The 24,931-nt window shown below is 42.5% G+C and carries 24 protein-coding genes, 9 tRNA genes and 1 rRNA gene; 29 read left to right on the forward strand and 5 right to left on the reverse strand.

All coding sequences use genetic code 11. The features are described from left to right. Positions 1–10 precede the first annotated feature (10 nt). From rrf to pepC, 28 genes are all read left to right on the forward strand, one after another. Positions 11–126, forward strand: a 5S ribosomal RNA gene (rrf, locus tag QM843_RS03805). Positions 127–130: 4 nt separating this feature from the next. Next, a tRNA-Val gene (locus tag QM843_RS03810) sits at positions 131–203 on the forward strand. A gap of 2 nt (positions 204–205) precedes the next feature. Next, a tRNA-Asp gene (locus tag QM843_RS03815) sits at positions 206–278 on the forward strand. Positions 279–302: 24 nt separating this feature from the next. Next, positions 303–375, forward strand: a tRNA-Lys gene (locus QM843_RS03820). A gap of 5 nt (positions 376–380) precedes the next feature. Then, a tRNA-Leu gene (locus QM843_RS03825) sits at positions 381–462 on the forward strand. Between the two features lie 18 nt (positions 463–480). Next, a tRNA-Thr gene (locus QM843_RS03830) sits at positions 481–553 on the forward strand. A gap of 22 nt (positions 554–575) precedes the next feature. Next, a tRNA-Gly gene (locus tag QM843_RS03835) sits at positions 576–647 on the forward strand. A 7-nt stretch (positions 648–654) separates the two neighbouring features. Beyond that, positions 655–740, forward strand: a tRNA-Leu gene (locus tag QM843_RS03840). A gap of 11 nt (positions 741–751) precedes the next feature. Next, positions 752–825, forward strand: a tRNA-Arg gene (locus QM843_RS03845). A 15-nt stretch (positions 826–840) separates the two neighbouring features. Beyond that, a tRNA-Pro gene (locus QM843_RS03850) sits at positions 841–914 on the forward strand. A 491-nt stretch (positions 915–1,405) separates the two neighbouring features. Further along, entirely contained in the window at positions 1,406–1,612 is a 207-nt protein-coding gene (locus QM843_RS03855) for a hypothetical protein (protein ID WP_025171345.1), read from the forward strand. Next, on the forward strand, positions 1,609–1,803 hold the full coding sequence (locus tag QM843_RS03860) for a hypothetical protein (protein ID WP_414304542.1): 195 nt from the start codon (positions 1,609–1,611) through the stop codon (positions 1,801–1,803). Before QM843_RS03855 ends, QM843_RS03860 begins: the two co-directional genes overlap by 4 nt. Continuing rightward, positions 1,790–2,674 carry an ABC transporter ATP-binding protein gene (locus QM843_RS03865; RefSeq protein WP_414304543.1) on the forward strand — a complete coding sequence of 295 codons (885 nt, stop codon included), beginning with the start codon at positions 1,790–1,792 and terminating at the stop codon, positions 2,672–2,674. The genes QM843_RS03860 and QM843_RS03865 overlap by 14 nt, the downstream gene beginning before the upstream one ends. Before the next feature lies 1 nt (position 2,675). Then, positions 2,676–3,413 carry an ABC transporter permease gene (locus QM843_RS03870; protein ID WP_414304544.1) on the forward strand — a complete coding sequence of 246 codons (738 nt, stop codon included), beginning with the start codon at positions 2,676–2,678 and terminating at the stop codon, positions 3,411–3,413. Beyond that, positions 3,413–4,510, forward strand: a complete 1,098-nt coding sequence (locus QM843_RS03875) for a sensor histidine kinase (protein ID WP_414304545.1) — start codon at positions 3,413–3,415, stop codon at positions 4,508–4,510. The genes QM843_RS03870 and QM843_RS03875 overlap by 1 nt, the downstream gene beginning before the upstream one ends. Then, on the forward strand, positions 4,511–5,110 hold the full coding sequence (locus QM843_RS03880; RefSeq protein ID WP_000866712.1) for a response regulator transcription factor: 600 nt from the start codon (positions 4,511–4,513) through the stop codon (positions 5,108–5,110). Positions 5,111–5,423: 313 nt separating this feature from the next. Continuing rightward, positions 5,424–5,837 carry a 30S ribosomal protein S12 gene (gene rpsL, locus QM843_RS03885; protein WP_001142332.1) on the forward strand — a complete coding sequence of 138 codons (414 nt, stop codon included), beginning with the start codon at positions 5,424–5,426 and terminating at the stop codon, positions 5,835–5,837. Between the two features lie 19 nt (positions 5,838–5,856). Next, positions 5,857–6,327: a 30S ribosomal protein S7 gene (gene rpsG, locus QM843_RS03890; RefSeq protein WP_000087873.1), complete on the forward strand. Its 471-nt coding sequence runs from the start codon at positions 5,857–5,859 to the stop codon at positions 6,325–6,327. Between the two features lie 394 nt (positions 6,328–6,721). Further along, entirely contained in the window at positions 6,722–8,803 is a 2,082-nt protein-coding gene (gene fusA / locus QM843_RS03895; protein ID WP_000090348.1) for an elongation factor G, read from the forward strand. A 103-nt stretch (positions 8,804–8,906) separates the two neighbouring features. Beyond that, entirely contained in the window at positions 8,907–13,298 is a 4,392-nt protein-coding gene (locus tag QM843_RS03900) for a PolC-type DNA polymerase III (protein ID WP_414304546.1), read from the forward strand. A gap of 101 nt (positions 13,299–13,399) precedes the next feature. Beyond that, complete coding sequence (locus tag QM843_RS03905; RefSeq protein ID WP_049551202.1) at positions 13,400–13,663, forward strand: type II toxin-antitoxin system RelB/DinJ family antitoxin; 264 nt, start codon at positions 13,400–13,402, stop codon at positions 13,661–13,663. After that, positions 13,656–13,934 carry a type II toxin-antitoxin system YafQ family toxin gene (locus QM843_RS03910; RefSeq protein ID WP_049551201.1) on the forward strand — a complete coding sequence of 93 codons (279 nt, stop codon included), beginning with the start codon at positions 13,656–13,658 and terminating at the stop codon, positions 13,932–13,934. Before QM843_RS03905 ends, QM843_RS03910 begins: the two co-directional genes overlap by 8 nt. 20 nt (positions 13,935–13,954) lie before the next feature. Further along, positions 13,955–14,107, forward strand: a complete 153-nt coding sequence (locus QM843_RS03915) for a hypothetical protein (protein ID WP_000776626.1) — start codon at positions 13,955–13,957, stop codon at positions 14,105–14,107. Positions 14,108–14,128: 21 nt separating this feature from the next. Continuing rightward, complete coding sequence (locus tag QM843_RS03920) at positions 14,129–15,370, forward strand: aminopeptidase (protein ID WP_265470847.1); 1,242 nt, start codon at positions 14,129–14,131, stop codon at positions 15,368–15,370. Between the two features lie 9 nt (positions 15,371–15,379). Further along, complete coding sequence (locus tag QM843_RS03925; RefSeq protein ID WP_265470848.1) at positions 15,380–15,610, forward strand: GlsB/YeaQ/YmgE family stress response membrane protein; 231 nt, start codon at positions 15,380–15,382, stop codon at positions 15,608–15,610. A 20-nt stretch (positions 15,611–15,630) separates the two neighbouring features. Beyond that, entirely contained in the window at positions 15,631–15,861 is a 231-nt protein-coding gene (locus tag QM843_RS03930) for a hypothetical protein (RefSeq protein WP_265470850.1), read from the forward strand. 17 nt (positions 15,862–15,878) lie between these two features. After that, complete coding sequence (locus QM843_RS03935) at positions 15,879–16,601, forward strand: pseudouridine synthase (RefSeq protein WP_414304547.1); 723 nt, start codon at positions 15,879–15,881, stop codon at positions 16,599–16,601. A 111-nt stretch (positions 16,602–16,712) separates the two neighbouring features. Next, positions 16,713–18,047, forward strand: coding sequence for an aminopeptidase C (gene pepC, locus QM843_RS03940; RefSeq protein WP_153199307.1), 1,335 nt, complete (start codon positions 16,713–16,715; stop codon positions 18,045–18,047). 207 nt (positions 18,048–18,254) lie between these two features. Here pepC and QM843_RS03945 read toward each other — a convergent pair whose 3' ends face one another. The 5 genes from QM843_RS03945 to QM843_RS03965 form a co-directional block, all read right to left on the reverse strand. Then, on the reverse strand, positions 18,255–19,166 hold the full coding sequence (locus tag QM843_RS03945; RefSeq protein WP_000136864.1) for a PTS system mannose/fructose/sorbose family transporter subunit IID: 912 nt from the start codon (positions 19,164–19,166) through the stop codon (positions 18,255–18,257). Positions 19,167–19,189: 23 nt separating this feature from the next. Continuing rightward, positions 19,190–19,993, reverse strand: coding sequence for a PTS mannose/fructose/sorbose transporter subunit IIC (locus tag QM843_RS03950; protein ID WP_000022716.1), 804 nt, complete (start codon positions 19,991–19,993; stop codon positions 19,190–19,192). A gap of 25 nt (positions 19,994–20,018) precedes the next feature. Further along, positions 20,019–21,008, reverse strand: a complete 990-nt coding sequence (locus QM843_RS03955; RefSeq protein ID WP_004258131.1) for a PTS sugar transporter subunit IIB — start codon at positions 21,006–21,008, stop codon at positions 20,019–20,021. A 234-nt stretch (positions 21,009–21,242) separates the two neighbouring features. Continuing rightward, a complete protein-coding gene (gene adhP / locus QM843_RS03960; protein WP_000649144.1) occupies positions 21,243–22,262 on the reverse strand; it encodes an alcohol dehydrogenase AdhP in 1,020 nt (339 codons plus the stop codon). A 224-nt stretch (positions 22,263–22,486) separates the two neighbouring features. Further along, positions 22,487–23,299 (reverse strand): Cof-type HAD-IIB family hydrolase, encoded by an 813-nt coding sequence (locus QM843_RS03965; RefSeq protein WP_064276420.1) that lies wholly within the window; start codon positions 23,297–23,299, stop codon positions 22,487–22,489. Positions 23,300–23,488: 189 nt separating this feature from the next. Here QM843_RS03965 and QM843_RS03970 point away from each other — a divergent pair, with 189 nt between their 5' ends. Continuing rightward, a complete protein-coding gene (locus QM843_RS03970) occupies positions 23,489–24,907 on the forward strand; it encodes an NCS2 family permease (RefSeq protein WP_020900857.1) in 1,419 nt (472 codons plus the stop codon). Positions 24,908–24,931 lie beyond the last annotated feature (24 nt).

Here is a 24,931-nt window from a genome sequence, read left to right on the forward strand (position 1 = left end):
TTACTCAGAGTTAAGTGACGATAGCCTAGGAGATACACCTGTACCCATGCCGAACACAGAAGTTAAGCCCTAGAACGCCGGAAGTAGTTGGGGGTTGCCCCCTGTGAGATATGGAAGTCGCTTAGCTCTAGGGAGTTTAGCTCAGCTGGGAGAGCATCTGCCTTACAAGCAGAGGGTCAGCGGTTCGATCCCGTTAACTCCCAAAGGTCCCGTAGTGTAGCGGTTATCACGTCGCCCTGTCACGGCGAAGATCGCGGGTTCGATTCCCGTCGGGACCGTTTAAGATAACGCAAGTTATTTTAGACTCGTTAGCTCAGTTGGTAGAGCAATTGACTTTTAATCAATGGGTCACTGGTTCGAGCCCAGTACGGGTCATATATGCGGGTTTGGCGGAATTGGCAGACGCACCAGATTTAGGATCTGGCGCTTAACGGCGTGGGGGTTCAAGTCCCTTAACCCGCATTAAGATATAATAAATGAGCCGGCTTAGCTCAGTTGGTAGAGCATCTGATTTGTAATCAGAGGGTCGCGTGTTCAAGTCATGTAGCCGGCATTTTTAGATAGAAGAAAACAGTGCGAACGTAGTTCAGTGGTAGAACACCACCTTGCCAAGGTGGGGGTCGCGGGTTCGAATCCCGTCGTTCGCTTAGAGAGGCCGGGGTGGCGGAACTGGCAGACGCACAGGACTTAAAATCCTGCGATTGGTAACGATCGTACCGGTTCGATTCCGGTCCTCGGCATAAACTAATGAGCACCCTTAGCTCAACTGGATAGAGTACCTGACTACGAATCAGGCGGTTAGAGGTTCGACTCCTCTAGGGTGCATTTTTCTATTTAACTCGGGAAGTAGCTCAGCTTGGTAGAGTACTTGGTTTGGGACCAAGGTGTCGCAGGTTCGAATCCTGTCTTCCCGATTCATTACAGAGATACGTAAGCGTATCTTTTTTGTTTTAACTAGATATTATATACATTAAGAGAGAATTAGTTTGCTTCTCTCTTTTTTAATTTCAGTAATTCATTTTGATTGAGTATACTTTTTTGTTTCCTGATTTGTTCAATAAATACTGTAGTTTAGGTACATAAATTAAAATTTAACAGATTGTATAATTCTTACAAACTTTTAAGAAAGTAATTGAAGAGCTTTTTTGTGCTGCCTATAATATATCTGTTTTGTACGATAAAAATTTCCGATCTTTTGATTTTAAATAAGTATTAGTTTTCAATATAGTGTGAATTGGGTTTGATATTTCTTTTAAGGAAGCTGCCTTAGATTTTTCTACTTGTGTTTTATTGTATAGTGTATCTTGCTTGTTTTGAACAGAATCTTTTATGACATTTGTCATATCTCTTCATGACAGAAGATTCTAGTGATTCTACCTTCAAAGAATTATACTAGATATATCAAATGGAGGAAGAAAAAATGAAAGATAAAGTAATTGTCGCAATGAGTTTAGTAGCAGCAGGAGTCATGACCTATCTCATGTTTTCAGGATTGGATGAAGGCTTCTATCATTTTCCTTGGGAGTTATTTGCAGGTTTTGGCATGATGTCTTGGTTGATCCGAGAAGGTTTGAAATTGGTCTCAGATGTGAAAAAGGAGTTTGAAAAATGAAAAAAGCGTTTCTCTATCTTTTTATCGGTCTGTCACTAGTGATATGGCTAGTCGCAATGTTTACAGGTTGGTTTGATCAAGCCTTCCTTTACCAATTTATCCGTGGTGCCTGGGGATTAGGATTTATGATTTTTATCACCTTTCCGATGGGAAAGGAGTGGTTGAAAGGAGAATATCATGAACATGATTAAGGTAGAAAGCCTAAATAAAAACATCAAGGGTAAAGCTATTTTGAAGGACATTTCCTTTGAGATAGCTGAAGGTGAATGCGTCGCCTTGATTGGGCCCAATGGTGCTGGGAAGACCACACTCTTGGACTGTCTGCTTGGAGATAAACTGGTCACAAGCGGTCAAGTAACCATCCAAGGCTTGCCAGTGACGAGTTCTCAGTTAGACTATATTAGAGGCTACCTGCCTCAAGAAAATGTCATCGTTCAGAAATTAAAGGTCAAAGAGTTGATTGCTTTCTTTCAAAGCATTTACCCAAATCCTTTGAGCAATCAGGAAATCGATCAACTATTGCAGTTTGATAAGCAACAAAAAGAACAGTTGGCAGAAAAATTGTCAGGCGGGCAAAAGCGTCTCTTCTCTTTTGTCTTGACCTTGATTGGGCGACCAAAGCTTGTCTTTTTAGATGAACCAACTGCTGCCATGGATACTTCAACTCGTCAACGCTTTTGGGAAATTGTTCAGGAACTAAAAGCTAAGGGAGTTACCATTCTCTATTCGTCCCATTATATCGAAGAGGTAGAACATACAGCTGATCGGATTTTGGTCTTGAATAAGGGAGAGTTGATTCGTGATACGACGCCTCTAGCTATGCGTAGTGAGGAGATTGAAAAGCATTTTATCCTTCCTCTAGCATATAAGGAAGTTGTCGAACAGTCGAACTTGGTTGAAAACTGGTCACAAAAACAAGATGCTCTACAAGTAGTCACACGCGAAGCAGATGCTTTCTGGGAACTATTAGTCCGAGCAGGATGTAGGATTCAAGAAATTGAAGTCAATAATCGTAGCTTGCTGGATACAATCTTTGAAGAAACACAAAAGGGAGATGACTAAGATGAAACGATGGATCGCACTAAACAAGATAGAATTTCTATTGACCAAACGACAATTAGTCTATTATCTATTATCCGTAGGGATGCCGACAGCCTTCTATTTATTCTTTTCAGGCATGTACCAGGACACACCAGGTGGACCCGCGAATTTTATGCGTGATTACCTTATCTCTATGACTGCCTTTTCCATGATGTCGACAGCTATCTTCTCATTCCCAGCTGTTTTACATACAGATAAAATCAACAACTGGCAGAAAACATTGCGCCATACTCCGGTAAATATGGTAGAATATTATCTATCAAAGATAACAAGTATGATGGTTGATTATCTGGTCTCAATCCTGGTTGTTTTCTCAGTTGGGCACTTGGTCAGAGGTGTGGATATGCCTTTAGGAAGCTGGATTGGGGCTGCGCTCTTGCTGATAGTAGGAAGTGTAGCTTTTGTAGCGCTTGGCTTGACCTTGACACTCTTGCCTTCTAGTCAGCTGATGTCTGTCGTGGGCAATCTTCTCTATCTAGGCTTGGCTGTTTTAGGCGGACTCTGGATGCCCATCTCTTTATTTCCAGACTGGATGCAAGCAATCGGGAAGTGTCTACCAACTTATCAGTTGATGGAGTTGCTCAAGACCTTCTTAAACGAGGGTAGCATCAATCTATCGGCCACAGTTTATCTACTTGTTTTTTCAGTAGTTTTGTTTGGTTTGACTATTTACCTTCAAGGTCATAAGGAGAATGCTTAATGCTTGAAAGACTGAAAAGCATACACTATATGTTTTGGGCCAGTTTGATTTTTATGATTTTCCCCGTCCTACCTGTAGTGACTGGGTGGCTTTCTGCATGGCATTTATTGTTTGATATTCTATTTGTAGTGGCGTATTTGGGTGTTTTAACAACTAAGAGCCAGCACCTATCTTGGCTATATTGGGGCCTCATGCTGACTTATGTAGTTGGGAATACTGTCTTTGTTGCTGTTAATTATATCTGGTTTTTCTTTTTCCTATCCAATCTCTTAAGTTATCATTTTGGCGTACGTAGTTTAAAGTCTTTACATGTCTGGACTTTTCTTCTTGCTCAAGTCCTTGTTGTGGGCCAACTGTTGATTTTTCAGAGAATCGAAGTTGAGTTTCTATTCTATCTACTTGTAATTCTTGCTTTTGTCGATTTAATGACTTTTGGATTGGTTCGGATTCGGATTGTGGAGGATTTGAAAGAAGCGCAGACTAAGCAAAATGCCAAGATAAATCTATTGCTTGCTGAAAATGAACGTAGTCGTATCGGTCAGGATTTGCATGATAGTCTGGGACACACCTTTGCTATGCTCAGTGTCAAGACAGATTTAGCCTTGCAGTTGTTTCAGATGGAGGCTTATCCACAGGTGGAAAAGGAATTAAAAGAAATTCATCAGATCAGCAAGGATTCCATGAATGAAGTGCGAACCATTGTGGAAAATCTGAAATCACGGACCTTAGCATCAGAACTTGAAACTGTCAAAAAGATGCTAGAGATTGCTGGAATTGAGGTGGAAACGGCTAATCAACTAGATACCGCTAGCCTTACTCAGGAATTGGAGTCAACGGCTTCCATGATTTTGCTTGAGTTAGTGACCAATATCATCAAGCATGCTAAAGCGTCTAAAGTCTACTTAAAATTAGAACGGACAGAGAAAGAACTCATTCTAACAGTGAGAGATGATGGCTGTGGCTTTACTTCTATAAAGGGGGATGACCTCCATACAGTTCGAGATCGTGTTCTTCCATTTTCGGGAGAAGTAAAGGTAATTAGTCAGAAACAACCGACAGTAGTTCAGGTTCGACTACCTTATAAGGAGAGAAAGTAGATGAAAGTATTAGTCGCAGAAGATCAAAGTATGTTGCGAGATGCCATGTGCCAGTTGCTCACGCTTCAACCGGATGTAGAGTCTGTCTTTCAAGCAAAGAATGGGCAAGAAGCAATCCAACTATTAAAAAAGGCGTCTGTGGATATCGCCATCCTTGACGTAGAAATGCCTGTTAAGACAGGTCTTGAAGTCTTGGAATGGATACGAGCAGAAAAGCTTGAAACAAGGGTGGTTGTGGTGACGACCTTCAAGCGTCCTGGGTATTTTGAACGTGCGGTTAAGGCTGGAGTAGATGCTTATGTATTAAAAGAAAGAAACATTGCAGACCTCATGCAAACCTTGCACACCGTCCTAGAAGGACGCAAGGAGTATTCGCCTGAATTGATGGAAGTGGTGATGACGCATCCCAATCCATTAACAGAACAAGAAATCGCAGTTTTAAAGGGAATTGCTCAGGGCTTCTCTAACCAAGAAATTGCAGACAAACTTTATCTATCCAACGGAACAGTCCGAAACTATGTCACCAATATTCTTTCGAAACTAGATGCAGGTAATCGAACAGAGGCAGCCAATATCGCTAAAGAATCTGGTTGGTTGTGATACTATCATATCTCGAAAACCATTATGTGCTAAAATTGATGGGATTGAATGGAACAATACTAACTTTAGGAGGGTGGGATTCCTCCTTTTTCTTTTTTAGGGAGCACTACAAAAGAGCTAAAATTAACAATAAAAAAGAAAAATATCTTGACAACCAAGGGAAAATTTTGTTACAATAATACACGGTACTTTTTACTTTTGGTCTCTCAAGAGTGTACAGGGACGTGCTGACAAATGTTGCAAAAGTACACACAGATGATAGCTGTCACCAAGTGTATCATCACCAAAAATAAAAAAACACAGGAGAATGTAGATGCCTACAATTAACCAATTGGTTCGCAAACCGCGTAAATCAAAAGTAGAAAAATCTAAATCACCAGCTTTGAACGTTGGTTACAACAGTCATAAAAAAGTTCAAACAAACGTTTCTTCACCACAAAAACGTGGTGTTGCAACTCGTGTTGGAACAATGACACCTAAAAAACCTAACTCAGCCCTTCGTAAATTCGCTCGTGTACGTTTGAGCAACCTTATCGAAGTTACTGCCTACATCCCAGGTATCGGACACAACTTGCAAGAGCACAGCGTGGTTCTTCTTCGTGGTGGACGTGTAAAAGACCTTCCAGGGGTACGTTACCATATCGTCCGTGGTGCACTTGATACTGCAGGTGTTAACGATCGTAAACAAGGCCGTTCTAAATACGGTACTAAACGTCCAAAAGCATAAGGAAAGGGGATAAAGAGAAATGAGTCGTAAAAATAGAGCTCCAAAACGTGACGTATTGCCAGATCCGCTTTACAATTCACAACTAGTTACTCGTCTTATCAACCGCGTTATGCTTGATGGTAAACGTGGTACAGCTGCTTCAATCGTTTACGGTGCCTTTGAGCAAATCAAAGAAGCTACTGGAAACGATGCACTTGAAGTATTTGAAACAGCTATGGAAAACATCATGCCTGTACTTGAAGTACGTGCACGTCGTGTTGGTGGTTCTAACTACCAAGTCCCAGTTGAAGTTCGTCCAGAACGTCGTACAACACTTGGACTTCGTTGGTTGGTAACAATCGCTCGCCTTCGTGGTGAACACACAATGCAAGACCGTCTTGCAAAAGAAATCTTGGACGCTGCTAACAACACTGGTGCAGCTGTTAAGAAACGTGAAGACACTCACCGTATGGCTGAAGCTAACCGTGCATTCGCACACTTCCGTTGGTAATATAGGATGCGAAAGCGTTAAGAAAGTCCCAGAGAAAATAGGGAATCGAAGCAGGTTGCGATTGCAACCAATGAGATTCATCTTTTTCTCCAGACTTTTAGCTTGAGCTCAACTAGATCATGATGCTAGGAACGGTAAGGATGCAAGGTGAAAATAGAAAACTGACGCAGTATTCGACGAATACAAGGAAGTTTATCTTTTTCACACAGCATCCCGTTCCGGCTCAAATCGGCTAATTAACTTTAGCCCGAGTTCAATTCAACTTGTAAATCTACAAGTTGAAACCAACAATAGCATGAAAACATTGAGAACGGGTAGGTCCTGCCTATCCGTTTTTATTAAAATCATGTTATAATAGAATAGAAATCAAAAATAAATAGGAGAAACAAACCTCATGGCACGCGAATTTTCACTTGAAAAAACTCGTAATATCGGTATCATGGCTCACGTCGATGCTGGTAAAACAACAACTACTGAGCGTATTCTTTACTACACTGGTAAAATCCACAAAATCGGTGAAACTCACGAAGGTGCGTCACAAATGGACTGGATGGAGCAAGAGCAAGAACGTGGTATCACTATCACATCTGCTGCGACAACAGCTCAATGGAACAACCACCGCGTAAACATTATCGACACACCAGGACACGTGGACTTCACAATCGAAGTACAACGTTCTCTTCGTGTATTGGATGGTGCTGTTACCGTTCTTGACTCACAATCAGGTGTTGAGCCTCAAACTGAAACAGTTTGGCGTCAAGCAACTGAGTATGGAGTTCCACGTATCGTATTTGCCAACAAAATGGACAAAATCGGTGCTGACTTCCTTTACTCTGTAAGCACACTTCACGATCGTCTTCAAGCGAATGCACACCCAATCCAATTGCCAATCGGTTCTGAAGATGACTTCCGTGGTATCATCGACTTGATCAAGATGAAAGCTGAAATCTATACTAACGACCTTGGTACAGATATCCTTGAAGAAGACATCCCAGCTGAATACCTTGACCAAGCTCAAGAATACCGTGAAAAATTGATCGAAGCAGTTGCTGAAACTGACGAAGAATTGATGATGAAATACCTCGAAGGTGAAGAAATCACTAACGAAGAATTGAAAGCTGGTATCCGTAAAGCGACTATCAACGTTGAATTCTTCCCAGTATTGTGTGGCTCTGCCTTCAAGAACAAAGGTGTTCAATTGATGCTTGATGCGGTTATTGACTACCTTCCAAGCCCACTTGACATCCCAGCGATCAAAGGTATCAACCCAGATACAGATGAAGAAGAAACTCGTCCAGCATCTGATGAAGAGCCATTTGCAGCTCTTGCCTTCAAGATCATGACAGACCCATTCGTAGGTCGTTTGACATTCTTCCGTGTTTACTCAGGTGTTCTTCAATCAGGTTCATACGTATTGAACACTTCTAAAGGTAAACGTGAGCGTATCGGACGTATCCTTCAAATGCACGCCAACAGCCGTCAAGAAATTGACACTGTTTACTCAGGTGATATCGCTGCTGCCGTTGGTTTGAAAGATACTACAACTGGTGACTCATTGACAGATGAAAAAGCTAAAATCATTCTTGAGTCAATCAACGTTCCAGAACCAGTTATCCAATTGATGGTTGAGCCAAAATCTAAAGCTGACCAAGACAAGATGGGTATCGCCCTTCAAAAATTGGCTGAAGAAGATCCAACATTCCGCGTTGAAACAAACGTTGAAACTGGTGAAACAGTTATCTCTGGTATGGGTGAGCTTCACCTTGACGTCCTTGTTGACCGTATGCGTCGTGAGTTCAAAGTTGAAGCAAACGTAGGTGCTCCTCAAGTATCTTACCGTGAAACATTCCGCGCTTCTACTCAAGCACGTGGATTCTTCAAACGTCAGTCTGGTGGTAAAGGTCAATTCGGTGATGTATGGATTGAATTTACTCCAAACGAAGAAGGTAAAGGATTCGAATTCGAAAACGCAATCGTCGGTGGTGTGGTTCCTCGTGAATTTATCCCAGCGGTTGAAAAAGGTTTGGTAGAATCTATGGCTAACGGTGTACTTGCAGGTTACCCAATGGTTGACGTTAAAGCTAAGCTTTACGATGGTTCATACCACGATGTCGACTCATCTGAAACTGCCTTCAAGATTGCGGCTTCACTTGCTCTTAAAGAAGCTGCTAAATCAGCACAACCAGCTATCCTTGAGCCAATGATGCTTGTAACAATCACTGTTCCAGAAGAAAACCTTGGTGATGTTATGGGTCACGTAACTGCTCGTCGTGGACGTGTAGATGGTATGGAAGCACACGGTAACAGCCAAATCGTTCGTGCTTACGTTCCACTTGCTGAAATGTTCGGTTACGCAACAGTTCTTCGTTCTGCATCTCAAGGACGTGGTACATTCATGATGGTATTTGACCACTACGAAGATGTACCTAAGTCAGTACAAGAAGAAATCATTAAGAAAAACAAAGGTGAAGACTAATCAGTCCTCACTCTAGAAGGAAGTCACTTAGTGGCTTCCTTTTGTCTTTAGAAAACACCTCTAAGTATGGTAAAATAGTAGGAGAATAATGTGAGGAAAATGAATGTCAAATAGTTTTGAAATTTTGATGAATCAACTGGGGATACCTGCTGAAATGAGACAGGCTCCTGCTTTAGCACAGGCCGATATTGAGCGAGTTGTGGTTCATAAAATTAGTAAGATATGGGAGTTTCATTTCGTATTTTCTAATATTTTACCGATTGAAATCTTTTTAGAATTAAAGAAAGGTTTGAGTGAGGAATTTTCTAAGACAGGTAATAAAGCAATTTTTGAAATCAAGGCTCTGTCTCAAGAATTTTCAAATCAACTCTTGCAAGCCTATTATAGAGAAGCTTTTTCTGAGGGTCCATGTGCTAGTCAAGGTTTTAAATCTCTTTATCAAAATCTGCGAGTTCGTGCTGAGGGCAATCAGCTATTTATTGAAGGATCTGAGGCGATTGATAAGGAACACTTTAAGAAAAATCATCTTCCTAATTTAGCTAAACAACTTGAGAAGTTTGGCTTTCCAACTTTTAATTGTCAAGTAGAGAAAAATGATGTGCTGACCCAAGAGCAGGAAGAGGCCTTTCATACTGAAAATGAGCAGATTGTTCAAGCTGCTAATGAGGAAGCGCTCCGTGCTATGGAACAACTGGAACAGATGGCACCTCCTCCAGCGGAAGAGAAACCAGCCTTTGATTTTCAGGCTAAAAAGGCTACGGCTAAGCCAAAGCTGGACAAGGCGGAGATTACTCCTATGATCGAAGTGACGACGGAGGAAAATCGTTTGGTCTTTGAAGGGGTTGTGTTTGATGTGGAGCAAAAAGTGACCAGAACAGGGCGTGTTTTGATCAACTTTAAAATGACAGACTACACTTCCAGTTTTTCTATGCAAAAGTGGGTTAAGAACGAGGAAGAGGCTCAGAAATTTGATATAATTAAGAAAAATTCTTGGCTCCGAGTGCGTGGGAATGTGGAGATGAATAACTTCACACGCGATTTGACGATGAACGTGCAAGACGTGCAGGAAGTTGTTCACTATGAGCGGAAGGATTTGATGCCAGAAGGTGAGCGTCGGGTTGAGTTTCATGCTCATACTAATATGTCGACTATGGATGCTCTACCAGAGGTTGAAGAAATCGTTGCGACAGCTGCTAAGTGGGGACACAAGGCGGTTGCCATCACCGACCATGGAAATGTCCAGTCCTTCCCACACGGCTATAAGGCGGCCAAAAAAGCGGGAATCCAGCTGATCTATGGAATGGAAGCCAATATTGTAGAGGACCGAGTTCCAATTGTTTATAACGAAGTGGAGATGGATTTGTCAGAAGCGACCTATGTGGTCTTTGACGTGGAAACGACGGGGCTTTCAGCTATTTATAATGACTTGATTCAGGTTGCGGCCTCTAAGATGTATAAGGGGAATGTCATTGCTGAATTTGATGAATTTATCAATCCTGGGCATCCTTTGTCAGCCTTTACCACGGAGTTGACTGGTATTACAGATGATCATGTCAAAAATGCTAAACCACTGGAACAAGTTTTACAAGAATTCCAAGAATTTTGCAAGGATACAGTTTTAGTTGCTCACAATGCCACCTTTGACGTTGGCTTTATGAATGCCAACTATGAGCGTCATGGTCTGCCTAAGATTAGCCAGCCAGTGATTGATACGCTGGAGTTTGCTAGAAATCTCTACCCTGAGTATAAACGTCATGGTTTGGGGCCTTTGACCAAGCGTTTTGGTGTGGCCTTAGAACATCACCACATGGCCAACTACGATGCGGAAGCTACTGGTCGTCTGCTCTTCATCTTTATCAAAGAGGTGGCAGAAAAACATGGTGTAACCGACTTGGCTAGACTTAACATCGATTTGATTAGTCCAGATTCTTATAAAAAAGCTCGGATCAAGCATGCGACCATTTATGTCAAGAATCAGGTGGGGCTAAAAAATATCTTTAAGCTGGTTTCTCTGTCTAATACCAAGTACTTTGAAGGGGTGCCACGAATTCCGAGAACAGTTCTAGATGCCCATCGGGAAGGTTTGATTTTAGGTTCAGCTTGCTCTGAAGGTGAAGTTTTTGATGCAGTCGTTTCCCAAGGTGTGGATGCGGCGGTTGAGGTGGCCAAGTATTATGACTTTATCGAGGTCATGCCACCAGCTATCTATGCCCCCTTGATTGCCAAGGAGCAGGTCAAGGATATGGAAGAACTCCAGACCATTATCAAGAGTTTGATAGAGGTGGGAGACCGCCTTGGCAAGCCCGTTCTGGCTACGGGGAATGTCCACTATATCGAACCGGAAGAAGAGATTTACCGTGAAATTATTGTCCGTAGTTTGGGACAGGGGGCTATGATTAACCGAACTATCGGTCATGGGGAACATGCTCAACCAGCTCCTCTGCCAAAAGCCCATTTTAGAACGACTAATGAGATGTTGGATGAATTTGCCTTCTTGGGAGAGGAACTAGCTCGCAAATTGGTTATTGAAAACACCAATGCTTTGGCAGAAATCTTTGAACCCGTTGAGGTCGTTAAGGGTGACTTGTATACGCCTTTTATCGATAAGGCTGAAGAAACGGTCGCTGAGTTAACCTATAAGAAGGCATTTGAGATTTATGGAAATCCACTGCCAGATATTGTCGATTTGCGGATTGAAAAAGAATTAACTTCTATTCTGGGGAATGGATTTGCCGTGATTTATCTGGCTTCCCAGATGCTGGTGCAACGTTCCAATGAACGGGGTTACTTGGTAGGTTCTCGAGGATCTGTCGGATCTAGTTTCGTTGCGACCATGATTGGGATTACAGAGGTCAATCCTCTCTCTCCTCACTATGTCTGTGGTCAGTGTCAGTACAGTGAGTTTATCACGGATGGTTCTTATGGTTCAGGTTTTGATATGCCCAATAAGGACTGTCCGAACTGTGGTCACAAACTCAGCAAAAATGGGCAGGATATTCCGTTTGAGACCTTCCTTGGTTTTGATGGAGATAAGGTTCCCGATATTGACTTGAACTTTTCGGGAGAGGATCAGCCTAGCGCCCACTTGGATGTGCGTGATATCTTTGGTGAGGAATATGCCTTCCGTGCAGGAACGGTTGGTACGGTGGCTGCCAAGACCGCTTATGGATTTGTCAAGGGCTATGAGCGAGATTATGGCAAGTTTTATCGTGATGCAGAGGTGGAACGTCTAGCCCAGGGAGCTGCTGGTGTCAAACGAACGACAGGACAACACCCAGGGGGAATCGTTGTTATTCCTAACTACATGGATGTCTACGACTTTACGCCTGTCCAGTATCCAGCGGATGATGTGACGGCTGAATGGCAGACCACTCACTTTAACTTCCATGATATTGACGAGAACGTCCTCAAACTCGATGTACTAGGACATGATGATCCGACCATGATTCGGAAACTGCAGGACTTGTCTGGGATTGACCCTAATGAAATTCCTATGGATGACGAAGGCGTAATGGCCCTCTTTTCTGGGACGGATGTGTTAGGGGTAACACCTGAGCAAATCGGAACGCCTACGGGCATGCTGGGGATTCCAGAGTTTGGAACCAACTTTGTACGTGGGATGGTCGATGAAACCCATCCGACGACTTTTGCGGAGTTGCTTCAGCTCTCAGGTCTATCCCACGGTACCGACGTTTGGCTGGGCAATGCACAAGATTTGATTAAACAAGGAATAGCGGACCTATCAACTGTTATCGGTTGTCGGGACGACATCATGGTTTACCTTATGCATGCGGGTCTGGAACCTAAGATGGCCTTTACCATCATGGAACGCGTACGTAAGGGCTTGTGGCTGAAGATTTCCGAAGAGGAAAGAAATGGCTATATCGAAGCTATGAAGGCTAATAAGGTGCCAGAGTGGTATATCGAGTCCTGTGGAAAAATTAAGTACATGTTCCCTAAAGCCCATGCGGCAGCCTACGTTATGATGGCCTTGCGTGTAGCCTACTTTAAGGTTCACCACCCTATTTATTACTACTGTGCTTACTTCTCAATCCGTGCTAAGGCATTTGATATCAAGACCATGGGGGCGGGCTTGGATGCTATCAAGCGCAGAATGGAAGAAATCTCTGAAAAACGGAAGAACAATGAGGCTTCTAATGTGGAGATTGATCTTTATACAACTCTTGAGATTGTCAATGAAATGTGGGAACGTGGTTTCAAGTTTGGAAAACTCGATCTCTACCGTAGTCAGGCGACAGAGTTCCTCATCGATGGGGATACCCTCATTCCGCCATTTGTAGCAATGGATGGTCTGGGAGAGAACGTTGCCAAGCAGTTGGTACGAGCGCGTGAAGAGGGAGAATTTCTTTCTAAAACAGAATTACGCAAGCGTGGCGGACTTTCCTCAACCTTGGTTGAAAAGATGGATGAAATGGGCATTCTCGGCAATATGCCAGAGGATAACCAGTTGAGTTTGTTTGATGAGTTGTTTTAAAAAATTGTTTAATCATCTATCCAAAGAGGCTAATGTATATCCAATAGATTTACATTAGCCTTCTTTTTTGTTAAAATAGTCTATAGAAAGAGGGTGAGAGTATGTCAAAGACGAGTATGAGCATCCGTCTGGATAGTGAGGTGAAGGAGCAGGCCCAACAGGTGTTTAGTAATCTGGGAATGGATATGACAACAGCTATTAATATTTTCCTTCGTCAGGCTATTCAATATCAGGGATTACCTTTTGATGTTAGACTAGACGAAAATCGGAAGTTGCTTCAAGTGTTAACGGATTTAGACCAAAATCGTAATATGAGCCAATCCTTTGAATCAGTCTCTGACTTGATGGAGGATTTGCGTGCTTAAGATTCGTTATCATAAACAGTTTAAAAAAGATTTTAAGTTGGCTATGAAGCGTGGTTTGAAGGCAGAATTATTAGAAGAAGTTTTAAATTTTCTTGTTCAAGAAAAAGAACTTCCTGCTAGATATCGTGATCATCCATTGACGGCATCCAAACATTTTCAAGGAGTTCGTGAATGCCATATCCAGCCAGATTGGCTTTTGGTTTATAAAGTAGACAAGTCGGAATTGATTTTAAATTTGCTGAGGACAGGAAGTCATAGTGATTTGTTTTAATAAATTTTAAGGGGGTTCTCATGAAACTAAGAATTTTTGCGGAAGATAAGCCGGCTGAGAAGGTATTTGAATATCAATTGGAACTTGCTGATCAAACAATTCTTCTATCAACAGCACTATTGTCGGGCGCTATTGCTTTAGCAGGATTATTTTCTGCTTTGAAAGAAAAATAAAAATAGAAAAGAGAAAACAACATGGTTTTACCAAATTTTAAAGAAAATCTAGAAAAATATGCGAAATTGTTGGTTGCGAACGGAATTAACGTGCAACCTGGTCACACTTTGGCTCTCTCTATCGATGTGGAGCAACGTGAGTTGGCGCATCTAATCGTCAAAGAAGCTTATGCCTTGGGTGCGCATGAGGTTATTGTTCAGTGGACAGATGATGTGATTAACCGTGAGAAATTCCTCCATGCGCCGATGGAGCGTTTGGACAATGTGCCAGAATATAAGATTGCTGAGATGAACTATCTTTTGGAGAACAAGGCTAGCCGTCTTGGAGTTCGTTCATCTGATCCGGGTGCTTTGAATGGAGTGGATGCTGACAAGCTTTCGGCTTCTGCTAAAGCCATGGGACTTGCCATGAAGCCAATGCGTATCGCAACTCAAGCCAACAAGGTTAGCTGGACTGTAGCCGCTGCTGCTGGACTTGAGTGGGCTAAGAAAGTCTTCCCAAATGCTGCGAGCGATGAAGAAGCAGTTGATCTCCTTTGGGACCAAATCTTCAAAACTTGCCGTGTCTACGAAGAAGATCCTGTTAAGGCTTGGGAAGAGCATGCAGCTATCCTTAAGAGTAAAGCTGATATGCTCAATAAAGAACAATTTTCAGCTCTTCACTACACAGCGCCAGGAACAGATTTGACACTTGGTTTGCCAAAGAACCACGTTTGGGAATCAGCTGGGGCTATCAATGCACAGGGCGAAGGATTCTTGCCAAATATGCCGACAGAGGAAGTTTTCACAGCGCCTGACTTCCGTCGTGCAGATGGTTATGTAACCTCTACAAAACCGCTTAGCTATAATGGCAATATAATCGAAGGCATTAAGGTGACCTTTAAGGATGGACAAATCGTAGATATCACTGCTGAGAAGGGGGATCAGGTCATGAAAGACCTTGTCTTTGAAAATGCGGGTGCGCGTGCCTTGGGTGAATGTGCCTTGGTACCAGATCCAAGTCCAATTTCTCAGTCAGGCATTACCTTCTTCAACACCCTTTTTGATGAGAATGCTTCAAACCACTTGGCTATCGGTGCAGCCTATGCGACTAGCGTCGATGGTGGCGCAGAGATGAGCGAAGAAGAGCTTGAAGCTGCGGGACTTAACCGTTCAGATGTTCACGTGGACTTTATGATTGGTTCTAATCAGATGGATATCGATGGTATCCGTGAGGATGGAACACGTGTACCTCTCTTCCGTAACGGAGATTGGGCAAATTAAGGAGCTGAGATGATAGGAAGTATGTTTGTTGGTCTCCTAGTGGGATTCTTGGCAGGTGCTTTGACCGATCGTGGAGAACGCATGGGATGCTTTGGGAAAATGTTTCTCGGATGGATTGGTGCCTTTCTGGGGCACTTGCTCTTTGGAACTTGGGGACCAGTTTTATCAGGAACAGCCATTATCCCAGCGATTTTAGGTGCCATGATTGTCTTAGCAATTTTTTGGAGACGAGGAAGTTAATTTCTTAAATCTGATACTCAATGAAAATCAAAGAGCAAACTAGGAAACTAGCCGCAGGCTGCTCAAAGCACTGCTTTGCGGTTGTAGATGAAACTGACGAAGCCAGCTCAAAACACTGTTTTGAGGTTGCAGATAGAACTGACGAAGTCAGTAACCATACATACGGCAAGGCGACATTGACGCGGTTTGAAGCGATTTTTGAAGAGTATGAAACGAAAAGGAGGTTGGTTATTGAGACGGCCTCCTTTTGATATGGTATAATGATTCTATGAGATTAGATAAATTTTTAGTTGCCTGCGCTGTGGGGAGCCGGACTGAGGTCAAAAACTTGCTCAAGGCTGGGCACGTGACGGTAAATGGTAAAAAAGAGAAATCAGCTAAATTGCAGATTGATGAAAAAATAGATGAGATTCGCTTTGACGGTCAAGTGCTGGAGTACGAGGAGTTTGTCTACTACATGATGAACAAGCCCCAAGGAGTTATTTCAGCGACTGAGGATCCCAAGCACAGAACCGTTCTGGACTTGCTGGATGACTTGGCTCGGAGCAAGGAAGTTTTCCCAGTAGGACGCTTGGATATTGACACGCATGGTCTTTTGCTCTTGACCAATGACGGCAAGCTTGCCCATGCTCTTCTTTCACCTAAGCGTCATGTGGACAAGACTTATCTGGCACAAGTCAAGGGAATCATGACCCAAGAAGATGTGGATATATTTGCTAAGGGCATTCCGCTCAAAGACTTTACCTGTCAGCCCGCTAGACTGGAGATTGTGTCCATAGATCCAGAAAAGAATCAAAGCCAAATCCGTGTGACCATTGCAGAAGGGAAGTTTCATCAGATCAAGCGTATGGTGGGCTACTGTGGCAAGGAAGTAGTAGACTTGCAACGTTTGACTATGGGAACGCTAGTATTGGATGAGAACTTAGAACGAGGGGAATGGCGTCGCTTGACCAAGGAGGAATTAGAAAATCTTCTTGCTAGTATTACTTAATTTGGTTTATATTCGAAAAAGGTGAGGAAGAATATCCTTGCCTTTTATGTTTTTCAGTTGCTTACTTTGTGAAAAGAGTTATAATAGACTGTAGAATAAAAGGAGGAATCTATGAACGCGATTCAAGAATCATTTACTGATAAATTATTTGCCAATTATGAAGCAAATGTCAAATACCAAGCGATTGAAAATGCAGCCAGCCACAATGGAATTTTTGCAGCCCTAGAACGTCGCCAAAGCCATGTAGACAATACACCTGTTTTCTCATTGGATTTGACTAAGGACAAGGTAACCAACCAGAAAGCGTCTGGTCGTTGCTGGATGTTTGCAGCTCTTAACACCTTCCGCCACAAACTCATTTCACAATATAAATTGGAAAATTTTGAGTTATCACAGGCCCACACCTTCTTCTGGGACAAGTATGAGAAATCAAACTGGTTCTTGGAGCAAGTCATTGCGACTGCAGACCAAGACTTGACCAGCCGTAAGGTTAAATTCCTACTCCAAACACCACAACAAGACGGAGGTCAGTGGGATATGGTGGTGTCTCTCTTTGAGAAATACGGTGTCGTTCCTAAGTCGGTTTACCCTGAATCTGTTTCATCTAGCAGTAGTCGTGAGCTAAATGCCATTCTCAACAAATTGCTTCGTCAAGATGCTCAAATCTTGCGTGACTTGCTCGCTTCTGGTGCAGACCAAGCGACTGTTCAAGCTAAGAAAGAAGACCTCTTGCAAGAAATCTTTAATTTTCTTGCTATGTCCCTAGGCCTTCCACCACGTAAATTTGACTTTGCTTATCGCGATAAGGATAACAACTACCAAAGCGAAAAGGGCATCACACCACAAGAGTTTTACAAGAAATATGTCAATCTTCCTCTAGAGGACTATGTTTCTGTTATCAATGCCCCAACTGCTGACAAGCCTTACGGCAAATCTTACACAGTTGAGATGTTGGGGAATGTGGTTGGTAGCCGTGCGGTTCGTTACATCAATGTACCGATGGAACGCTTGAAAGAATTAGCGATTGCCCAAATGCAAGCAGGTGAGACTGTTTGGTTTGGTTCTGATGTCGGCCAGCTCAGCAACCGCAAAGCTGGAATCCTTGCGACTGATGTTTATGACTTTGAATCAAGCATGGACATTAAACTCACTCAAGACAAGGCTGGACGTTTGGACTACAGCGAAAGCTTGATGACCCACGCTATGGTCTTGACAGGTGTTGATTTGGATGAAAATGGCAAATCAACCAAGTGGAAGGTTGAAAACTCATGGGGAGACAAGGTTGGTACCGATGGTTACTTTGTTGCCTCAGACGCTTGGATGGACGAATACACATATCAAATCGTTGTTCGCAAAGAATTGCTGACAGCAGAAGAACAAGCTGCTTATGAAGCAGAACCAATCGTACTTGCACCTTGGGATCCAATGGGAGCCTTGGCAGAATAATACTCTTCGAAAATCTCTTCAAACCACGTCAGCTTCGCCTTGCCGTAGGTATGGTTACTGACTTCGTCAGTTCTATCTACAACCGTAAAGCAGTGCTTTGAGCAGCCTGCGACTAGCTTCCTAGTTTGCTCTTTGATTTTCATTGAGTATAAAAGCATAGAAAAAAGGAATCAGATTTTAGAACCTGATTCCTTTTAAGTTGCTTGATTACATGATGTGAAGAACATGTGCCACAATACCCACTGCGAAGAGTGCAAGGATAATAGTGATTGGAGATACTTTTTTCTTAAGCAAGTACATGCAAAGGAGAGTAAGGAGTAGTCCTGATAGTCCAGGGATCAACATATCCAAGTTTTGTTGGAAAGTAGTAACTTTTTCAGGTGTTTGAGACAATCCTTGTCCTACTTGTGCGAATGCTTCTTGGATACCTTTAGATCCTTCTGGCAATTTATCCCAATGGATATAAGCTTTTTCATCTAGTTGAACTTTGGCAACATCGAAAGCAAATTTAATATTTACCCAACGTTGAACAAGGACAGCAAGAATGAACATACCAAGGATAGAAGCACCTTTAGTGATGTCTTGGAGGATACCGCCAGACATATCTTTAGTGATTTCTGATCCAGCCTTGTATCCAATCTCTTGTGTATACCACAAGAATGACATACGAATCAAGTTCCAAAGAACGAAGAAGAGGATTGGACCTAAGATATTACCAGTAAGGGCAAGTGAAGCACCGAGTGATCCAAGGATTGGGCGTACTGTAAACCAGAATACTGGGTCACCGATACCAGCAAGAGGTCCCATCATACCGATTTTAACCCCTTGGATAGCAGCATCATCGATCTCAACACCGTTAGCACGTTCTTCTTCAAGTGCAAGAGTAACCCCCATGATTGGAGCGGCTACGTATGGGTGAGTGTTGAAGAACTCAAGATGGCGTTCAAGAGCAGCGATTTGATCTTCTTTTTTAGTGTAGAGTTTTTTAAGAGCTGGAATTAATGAGTAAGCCCAACCCAAGTTTTGCATACGTTCATAGTTCCAAGAACCTTGTAAGAAAGTTGAACGCCACCAAACTTTTTTACGATCTGATTTAGTTAATTGAAGTTTTTCAGTCATGATGTTTTCAGTCCTTTCTTATCTTAGTAGTCTTCTAGGATATCGCCGATTGGGTCGTTAGAAGTTGCGGCTCCTCCGCCACCATTTCCACCAGTTTTAGAAAGGTGAAGGTAGATAAGAGCGATAGCAACACCGATAGCACCAAATCCGATTAGAGTAATATCTGACACGGCAGCAAGCACGAAACCGATAGCGAAGAATGGCCATACTTCACGAGTTGCCATCATGTTGATAACCATAGCGTAACCAACGGCAACAACCATACCACCACCGATAGCCATACCATCTTTAAGCCAATCAGGCATAGCATTTAGAATGCTTTGTACTGTTTCAGTTGGTACCATTAGAAGGAGTGCTGCAGGGACTGCAATACGAAGACCTTGAAGAAGAAGTGCGACAAAGTGAGCACGTTCAACTGCTTTGAAGTCACCTTTTTTAGCAGAAGCATCAGCAGTGTGAACCAATCCGACAGAGAGTGTACGGACAATCATAGTCAAGAATAGACCAGCAACTGCAAGAGGGATAGCAACTGCTTGGGCAACACCGATACCTGTCTTAGTAAAGTCGCCACCAAGAACCATGATAATGGCAGCAGCAACAGAAGCAAGAGCAGCGTCAGGAGCTACGGCAGCTCCGATGTTAGCCCAACCAAGGGCGATCATTTGAAGAGAACCACCAAGGATGATCCCTGCTTCAAGGTTACCAGTAACAAGACCGATAAGGGTACAAGCTACGATTGGTTGATGGAATTGGAACTGGTCGAGGATACCTTCAAGACCTGCTAGGAAGGCTACAACGACTACTAAAACCATAGAAATAATAGACATCTTTAAAATCCTTTCATAAAATCGATTATTGCACGTTTGCTTTGTTGATCAAGTCAAACAAATCTTTTTTGGTGTCGTTTGGTACTTTACGTACATCAAATTCAACACCAAGGTCACGCATTTTTTCAAATGTAGCAACGTCTTCTTTATCCATAGACAAAACGTTGTTAACCATTGTTTTACCAGTTGAGTGAGCCATTGATCCAACATTAAGAGTTTTGATTGGCACGCCACCTTCGATAGCACGAAGGGCATCTTGAGGTGTTTCAAACAAGATAAGGGCATGTGTTCCTCCGAAGCGAGGGTCTTTTGCAACGTCGATTAGTTTTTGGATAGGAACAACGTTTGCTTTCACTTTACCTGGAGCTGCTTGTTTAATCAATTCTTTACGTAATTCGTCTTTAGCTACGTTATCTGAAGCAACGATGATACGGTCTGCTTTTGAATCTGGAGTCCAAGCAGTTGCAACTTGACCGTGAAGTAAACGAGTGTCTAGACGGGCAAGGTTGATTTTGAGTTTACCGTCTCCGATGACAGTTCCTTCTGGAATAGCAGCTTGGGCAACTGGAGCAGCTGCAGCGCTTGCTACTTCCTCAACTGGGTTTAGCTCTTCTGGAAGAGCTTTGATGCCATCTTTGGCTTCTTTAATGATATTCGCAGCGACTTTTTCTACACCTGCAGCAGCGTCCATGAGGCGCTCTGTGTAGGCTTGAATTAACATCGGTAAGTTAAGTCCTGTGATGATGGCAAACTTACGCTCAGGATTTTCTCCCATCACGCGGCTAGCTTGGTTAAATGGAGATCCACTCCAAAGGTCAGCCAAAACTAGAACCTCATCTTCTGCGTCAAATGCAGCAACAGCGTTATTAAACTTAGCGTATAAATCATCAGGACCTTCGTTTGGCATAAAGGTTACAACTTGAACCTTTTCTTGTTCACCAAAGATCATAGATCCTGACTGATGAATACCCGCAGCAAATTCGCCGTGGCTCGCAATAATGATTCCGATACTCATTATTGTCATTCCTCCTTTTTTGTTTTAGTTTTCGTTTAAGAAAACTTTAAGACTGTTTAAGTATAAACCGTTTTCATCTAAAAATCAACTATTTATCATAAAATAATTAAAAAGATTACATCTGAAAATATTGATATATTGAGTTTTAGAGAAGTTTTTTTGAATCCTTATTTAAAAATTTAATATAAAAAAGTTGGAAGCGTATTCCAACTTTTAAAATAGGTTTCTAATAGATTAGTGGGTGAAGTCGAGTACCATACGTCCTTGGATTTGACCTTTTTCCATTTCGTCGAAAATGGCTACGGCATCTTCTATTGGACGTTTTTGAACAACTGGAACTACTAAACCTTCTGCACCGAATTGGAAGGCTTCTTCCAAGTCTTTACGAGTTCCAACGAGAGAACCAATGACTTGGATTCCATCTAGAACAGTTTTCACGATGCTGAGTTCCATCATTTCAGAAGGAAGACCAACAGCGACTACGCGACCACCGGCACGAACTGAGTCAACAGCCTGGTTGAAGGCAACTTTAGACACAGCAGTTACGACAGCTGAATGAGCTCCACCATCTGTTTTTTCCTTGATGAGTCCAGGTACATCTTCAACTTCTAGGCCGTTAATAACAATGTCAGCACCTACTTCTTTTGCAAGGGCAAGTTTGTCGTTATTGATATCAACGGCGATGACATGAGCATTGAATACTTTTTTAGCATATTGAACAGCCAGGTTACCAAGTCCACCAGCACCGTAAAGAACAACCCATTGACCTGGTTCAACTTTTGCTTCTTTTATAGCTTTATAGGTTGTTACACCAGCACATGTGATAGAAGAGGCTTGGGCTGGATCAAGTCCGTCAGGAACTTTAACAGCATAGTCTGCAGTTACAATACATTGTTCAGCCATACCACCATCTACCGAGTAGCCGGCATTTTTCACTGTACGGCAAAGGGTTTCGCGACCAGTTGTACAGTATTCGCAAGTGCCACATCCTTCAAAGAACCAAGCAACGCTGACACGGTCGCCAACTTTAAGACTCTTAACATCTGGTGCAATCTCTTTAACGATACCAACACCTTCGTGTCCAAGAACACGTCCTGGTACCTGACCGAAGTCGCCATGAGCAACGTGAAGGTCAGTGTGGCAAACACCACAGTATTCAATTTCTACAAGTGCTTCCCCAGTTTCAAGTGGACGGAGTACTTTTTCTTCAATAGCAACACCAGTGCTTTCTGGATTTACAACAACAGCTTTCATAGCTATCCTCCTTGATATTGACCGAGAACAGGGACAACGGGACTGGATTGATTTTGTGTCAACAGAGTCGAGTGTGACGAGCTCTCTTGTATTTATATGTGAAGTATATCACAAAAGAAAGCCTTTTCCAAGGTTTTGGAGGCAAAAAATAGAACAATCGATTAACTGGTTGATGAGACTGTGAAAAGAGCACAAAGACCAGCTTGCAAGCTGGTCAGAATGGACTATAAGAATAAATCTTGCAGGGTTTTGGCAACCCCGTCTTGGTCATTTGTCAAGGAAATTTGCTCATCTGCATAGGGGAGTAGCTCTGGGTTGGCATTTTTCATGGCATAACCTTTCCCAGCAAAAGCGAGCATTTCGGTATCATTGTGTTCATCTCCAAAGGCAATCAAATCTTTTTTGTCACGGTTCATTACCTTGAGCAAGTAGTCCAAAGCAAAGGCCTTGTTGACACCTTTTGGGGTACATTCAAGGATATTGAGCGGACCTCCCCAGGTATTGATAGACAGTTGATACTGGTAGAAGGCGTTCATTTCTTTTGCCAAGGCATACTTGTCACTGGCTCTGGTCTGCAACAGAATACAGTTAGGGTCCTTGGTCACTAACTCAGGCTGGAATTGATCTTCAGGCTGGAAAGCTTCTACCCCAAATAGTTTGGGATTGGCAATCTCTTCATTGGGATTTGTAATGTAGAATTTTTTACGATATTCTCCAGCGATAAAATCGGCTTGAATGTCCTCTGAACGTTGAACCATGTCTAGCAGATATTTTTTGTCTACGGTTAAACACTTTTCAAAGTTCCAAACTTGGTCTGGTAAATGAGTGAGGGAACCGTTGAAATTAATCATAGGAGTGTTTAAGCCTAGTTCACGGTAGAAATCTTTTGACATGCGGTAAGGGCGACCCGTCGTAATAATAACCTGATGCCCTTTTTCAGTAACTTTTTTTATGGTTTCTTTGGTAAAGTCAGAAATCTGACTGTCTGAGTTGAGCAGGGTTCCATCCAGGTCAACTGCAATAATTTTTTTCGTCATAGGGACCTTTCTAGCGTCTTTTCAGATAAGATGTCTTCTATTATAACAAAAAGCAGGCAGAAAAGCAGATTCCAAACAAAAAATGAAATTTCATCAAATTCTTAAATAAATCAAACAAAGATATTGAAAAAGTGAATGATAAATGATATAATTCTATTATTGTTCGTAAAAATTAAAAGGAGATTGATAATGGACAAATTATTTAAACTAAAAGAGAACGGTACAGACGTTCGTACAGAGGTTCTCGCTGGTTTAACAACCTTCTTTGCAATGAGTTATATTCTCTTTGTAAACCCACAAATTCTTTCGCAAACAGGAATGCCTGCTCAAGGTGTCTTCCTCGCAACGATTATCGGTGCAGTTGCTGGTACCCTGATGATGGCCTTCTACGCCAACTTGCCATATGCTCAAGCGCCAGGTATGGGACTCAATGCCTTCTTTACCTTTACAGTTGTATTCGGACTTGGTTATTCATGGCAAGAAGCCTTGGCTATGGTCTTCATCTGTGGGGTCATTTCATTGATTATTACCTTGACAAATGTTCGTAAAATGATCATTGAATCGATTCCGAATGCCCTTCGCTCAGCTATCTCAGCTGGTATCGGTGTCTTCCTTGCCTACGTGGGAATTAAGAATGCTGGGCTTTTGAAATTCTCTATTGATCCAGGGAACTACACGGTTGCAGGAGAAGGGGCTGACAAGGCTCAAGCAGCGATTACAGCAAATGCATCAGCAGTTCCAGGATTGGTCAGCTTTAATAATCCAGCTGTTTTGGTGGCTCTTGCAGGACTTGCCATTACGATCTTCTTTGTTATCAAAGGGATTAAAGGGGGAATTATCCTCTCTATCTTGACAACAACTGTTCTTGCTATCGCAGTTGGTTTGGTAGATTTGTCTAGTATCGATTTTGCTAATAACCACGTTGGTGCAGCCTTTGAAGACTTGAAGACAGTCTTTGGTGCAGCTCTTGGTTCAGAAGGCTTGGGAGCTTTGATTTCAGATACAGCTCGCTTGCCTGAAACTCTGATGGCTATTCTTGCCTTCTCATTGACAGATATTTTTGATACAATTGGTACCTTGATCGGTACAGGTGAAAAAGTTGGTATCGTAGCGACAAATGGTGAAAACCACCAATCAGCTAAGTTGGATAAGGCTCTTTACTCTGACTTGATTGGTACTTCAATTGGTGCCATCGCTGGTACTTCGAACGTAACGACTTATGTCGAGTCTGCTGCTGGTATCGGTGCAGGTGGACGTACTGGTTTGACAGCCTTGGTCGTGGCAATCTGTTTTGCGATCTCAAGCTTCTTTAGCCCACTTCTAGCGATTGTACCAACAGCCGCTACAGCTCCAATCTTGATTATCGTTGGGATTATGATGTTGGCTAGCTTGAAAAATATCCATTGGGATGATATGTCTGAAGCGGTTCCTGCTTTCTTCACATCTATCTTTATGGGATTCAGCTACTCTATCACTCAAGGGATTGCAGTTGGTTTCTTGACTTACACTTTGACTAAGCTTGTTAAAGGTCAAGCTAAAGATGTTCATGTCATGATTTGGATTTTGGATGCCTTGTTTATCCTTAACTACATCAGTATGGCCTTATAATAGGATAACCCAGGGGGATTTTCC

It is taken from the genome of Streptococcus mitis (genome assembly GCF_047463435.1).
Classification (GTDB): domain Bacteria; phylum Bacillota; class Bacilli; order Lactobacillales; family Streptococcaceae; genus Streptococcus; species Streptococcus mitis_DS.

Bases quoted from the DNA above. Each gene is read 5' to 3' on its own strand.
- QM843_RS03935 (WP_414304547.1), top strand. From the start codon at position 15,879: ATGAGATTAGATAAATTTTTAGTTGCCTGCGCTGTGGGGAGCCGGACT.
- QM843_RS03965 (WP_064276420.1), bottom strand. From the start codon at position 23,299: ATGACGAAAAAAATTATTGCAGTTGACCTGGATGGAACCCTGCTCAAC.
- QM843_RS03855 (WP_025171345.1), top strand. From the start codon at position 1,406: ATGGAGGAAGAAAAAATGAAAGATAAAGTAATTGTCGCAATGAGTTTA.
- fusA (WP_000090348.1), top strand. From the start codon at position 6,722: ATGGCACGCGAATTTTCACTTGAAAAAACTCGTAATATCGGTATCATG.
- QM843_RS03870 (WP_414304544.1), top strand. From the start codon at position 2,676: ATGAAACGATGGATCGCACTAAACAAGATAGAATTTCTATTGACCAAA.
- rpsL (WP_001142332.1), top strand. From the start codon at position 5,424: ATGCCTACAATTAACCAATTGGTTCGCAAACCGCGTAAATCAAAAGTA.
- QM843_RS03905 (WP_049551202.1), top strand. From the start codon at position 13,400: ATGTCAAAGACGAGTATGAGCATCCGTCTGGATAGTGAGGTGAAGGAG.
- QM843_RS03920 (WP_265470847.1), top strand. From the start codon at position 14,129: ATGGTTTTACCAAATTTTAAAGAAAATCTAGAAAAATATGCGAAATTG.
- pepC (WP_153199307.1), top strand. From the start codon at position 16,713: ATGAACGCGATTCAAGAATCATTTACTGATAAATTATTTGCCAATTAT.
- QM843_RS03865 (WP_414304543.1), top strand. From the start codon at position 1,790: ATGAACATGATTAAGGTAGAAAGCCTAAATAAAAACATCAAGGGTAAA.
- QM843_RS03875 (WP_414304545.1), top strand. From the start codon at position 3,413: ATGCTTGAAAGACTGAAAAGCATACACTATATGTTTTGGGCCAGTTTG.
- QM843_RS03955 (WP_004258131.1), bottom strand. From the start codon at position 21,008: ATGAGTATCGGAATCATTATTGCGAGCCACGGCGAATTTGCTGCGGGT.
- QM843_RS03915 (WP_000776626.1), top strand. From the start codon at position 13,955: ATGAAACTAAGAATTTTTGCGGAAGATAAGCCGGCTGAGAAGGTATTT.
- QM843_RS03970 (WP_020900857.1), top strand. From the start codon at position 23,489: ATGGACAAATTATTTAAACTAAAAGAGAACGGTACAGACGTTCGTACA.
- QM843_RS03950 (WP_000022716.1), bottom strand. From the start codon at position 19,993: ATGTCTATTATTTCTATGGTTTTAGTAGTCGTTGTAGCCTTCCTAGCA.
- adhP (WP_000649144.1), bottom strand. From the start codon at position 22,262: ATGAAAGCTGTTGTTGTAAATCCAGAAAGCACTGGTGTTGCTATTGAA.
- QM843_RS03880 (WP_000866712.1), top strand. From the start codon at position 4,511: ATGAAAGTATTAGTCGCAGAAGATCAAAGTATGTTGCGAGATGCCATG.
- QM843_RS03860 (WP_414304542.1), top strand. From the start codon at position 1,609: ATGAAAAAAGCGTTTCTCTATCTTTTTATCGGTCTGTCACTAGTGATA.
- rpsG (WP_000087873.1), top strand. From the start codon at position 5,857: ATGAGTCGTAAAAATAGAGCTCCAAAACGTGACGTATTGCCAGATCCG.
- QM843_RS03900 (WP_414304546.1), top strand. From the start codon at position 8,907: ATGTCAAATAGTTTTGAAATTTTGATGAATCAACTGGGGATACCTGCT.
- QM843_RS03945 (WP_000136864.1), bottom strand. From the start codon at position 19,166: ATGACTGAAAAACTTCAATTAACTAAATCAGATCGTAAAAAAGTTTGG.
- QM843_RS03930 (WP_265470850.1), top strand. From the start codon at position 15,631: ATGAAAATCAAAGAGCAAACTAGGAAACTAGCCGCAGGCTGCTCAAAG.
- QM843_RS03925 (WP_265470848.1), top strand. From the start codon at position 15,380: ATGATAGGAAGTATGTTTGTTGGTCTCCTAGTGGGATTCTTGGCAGGT.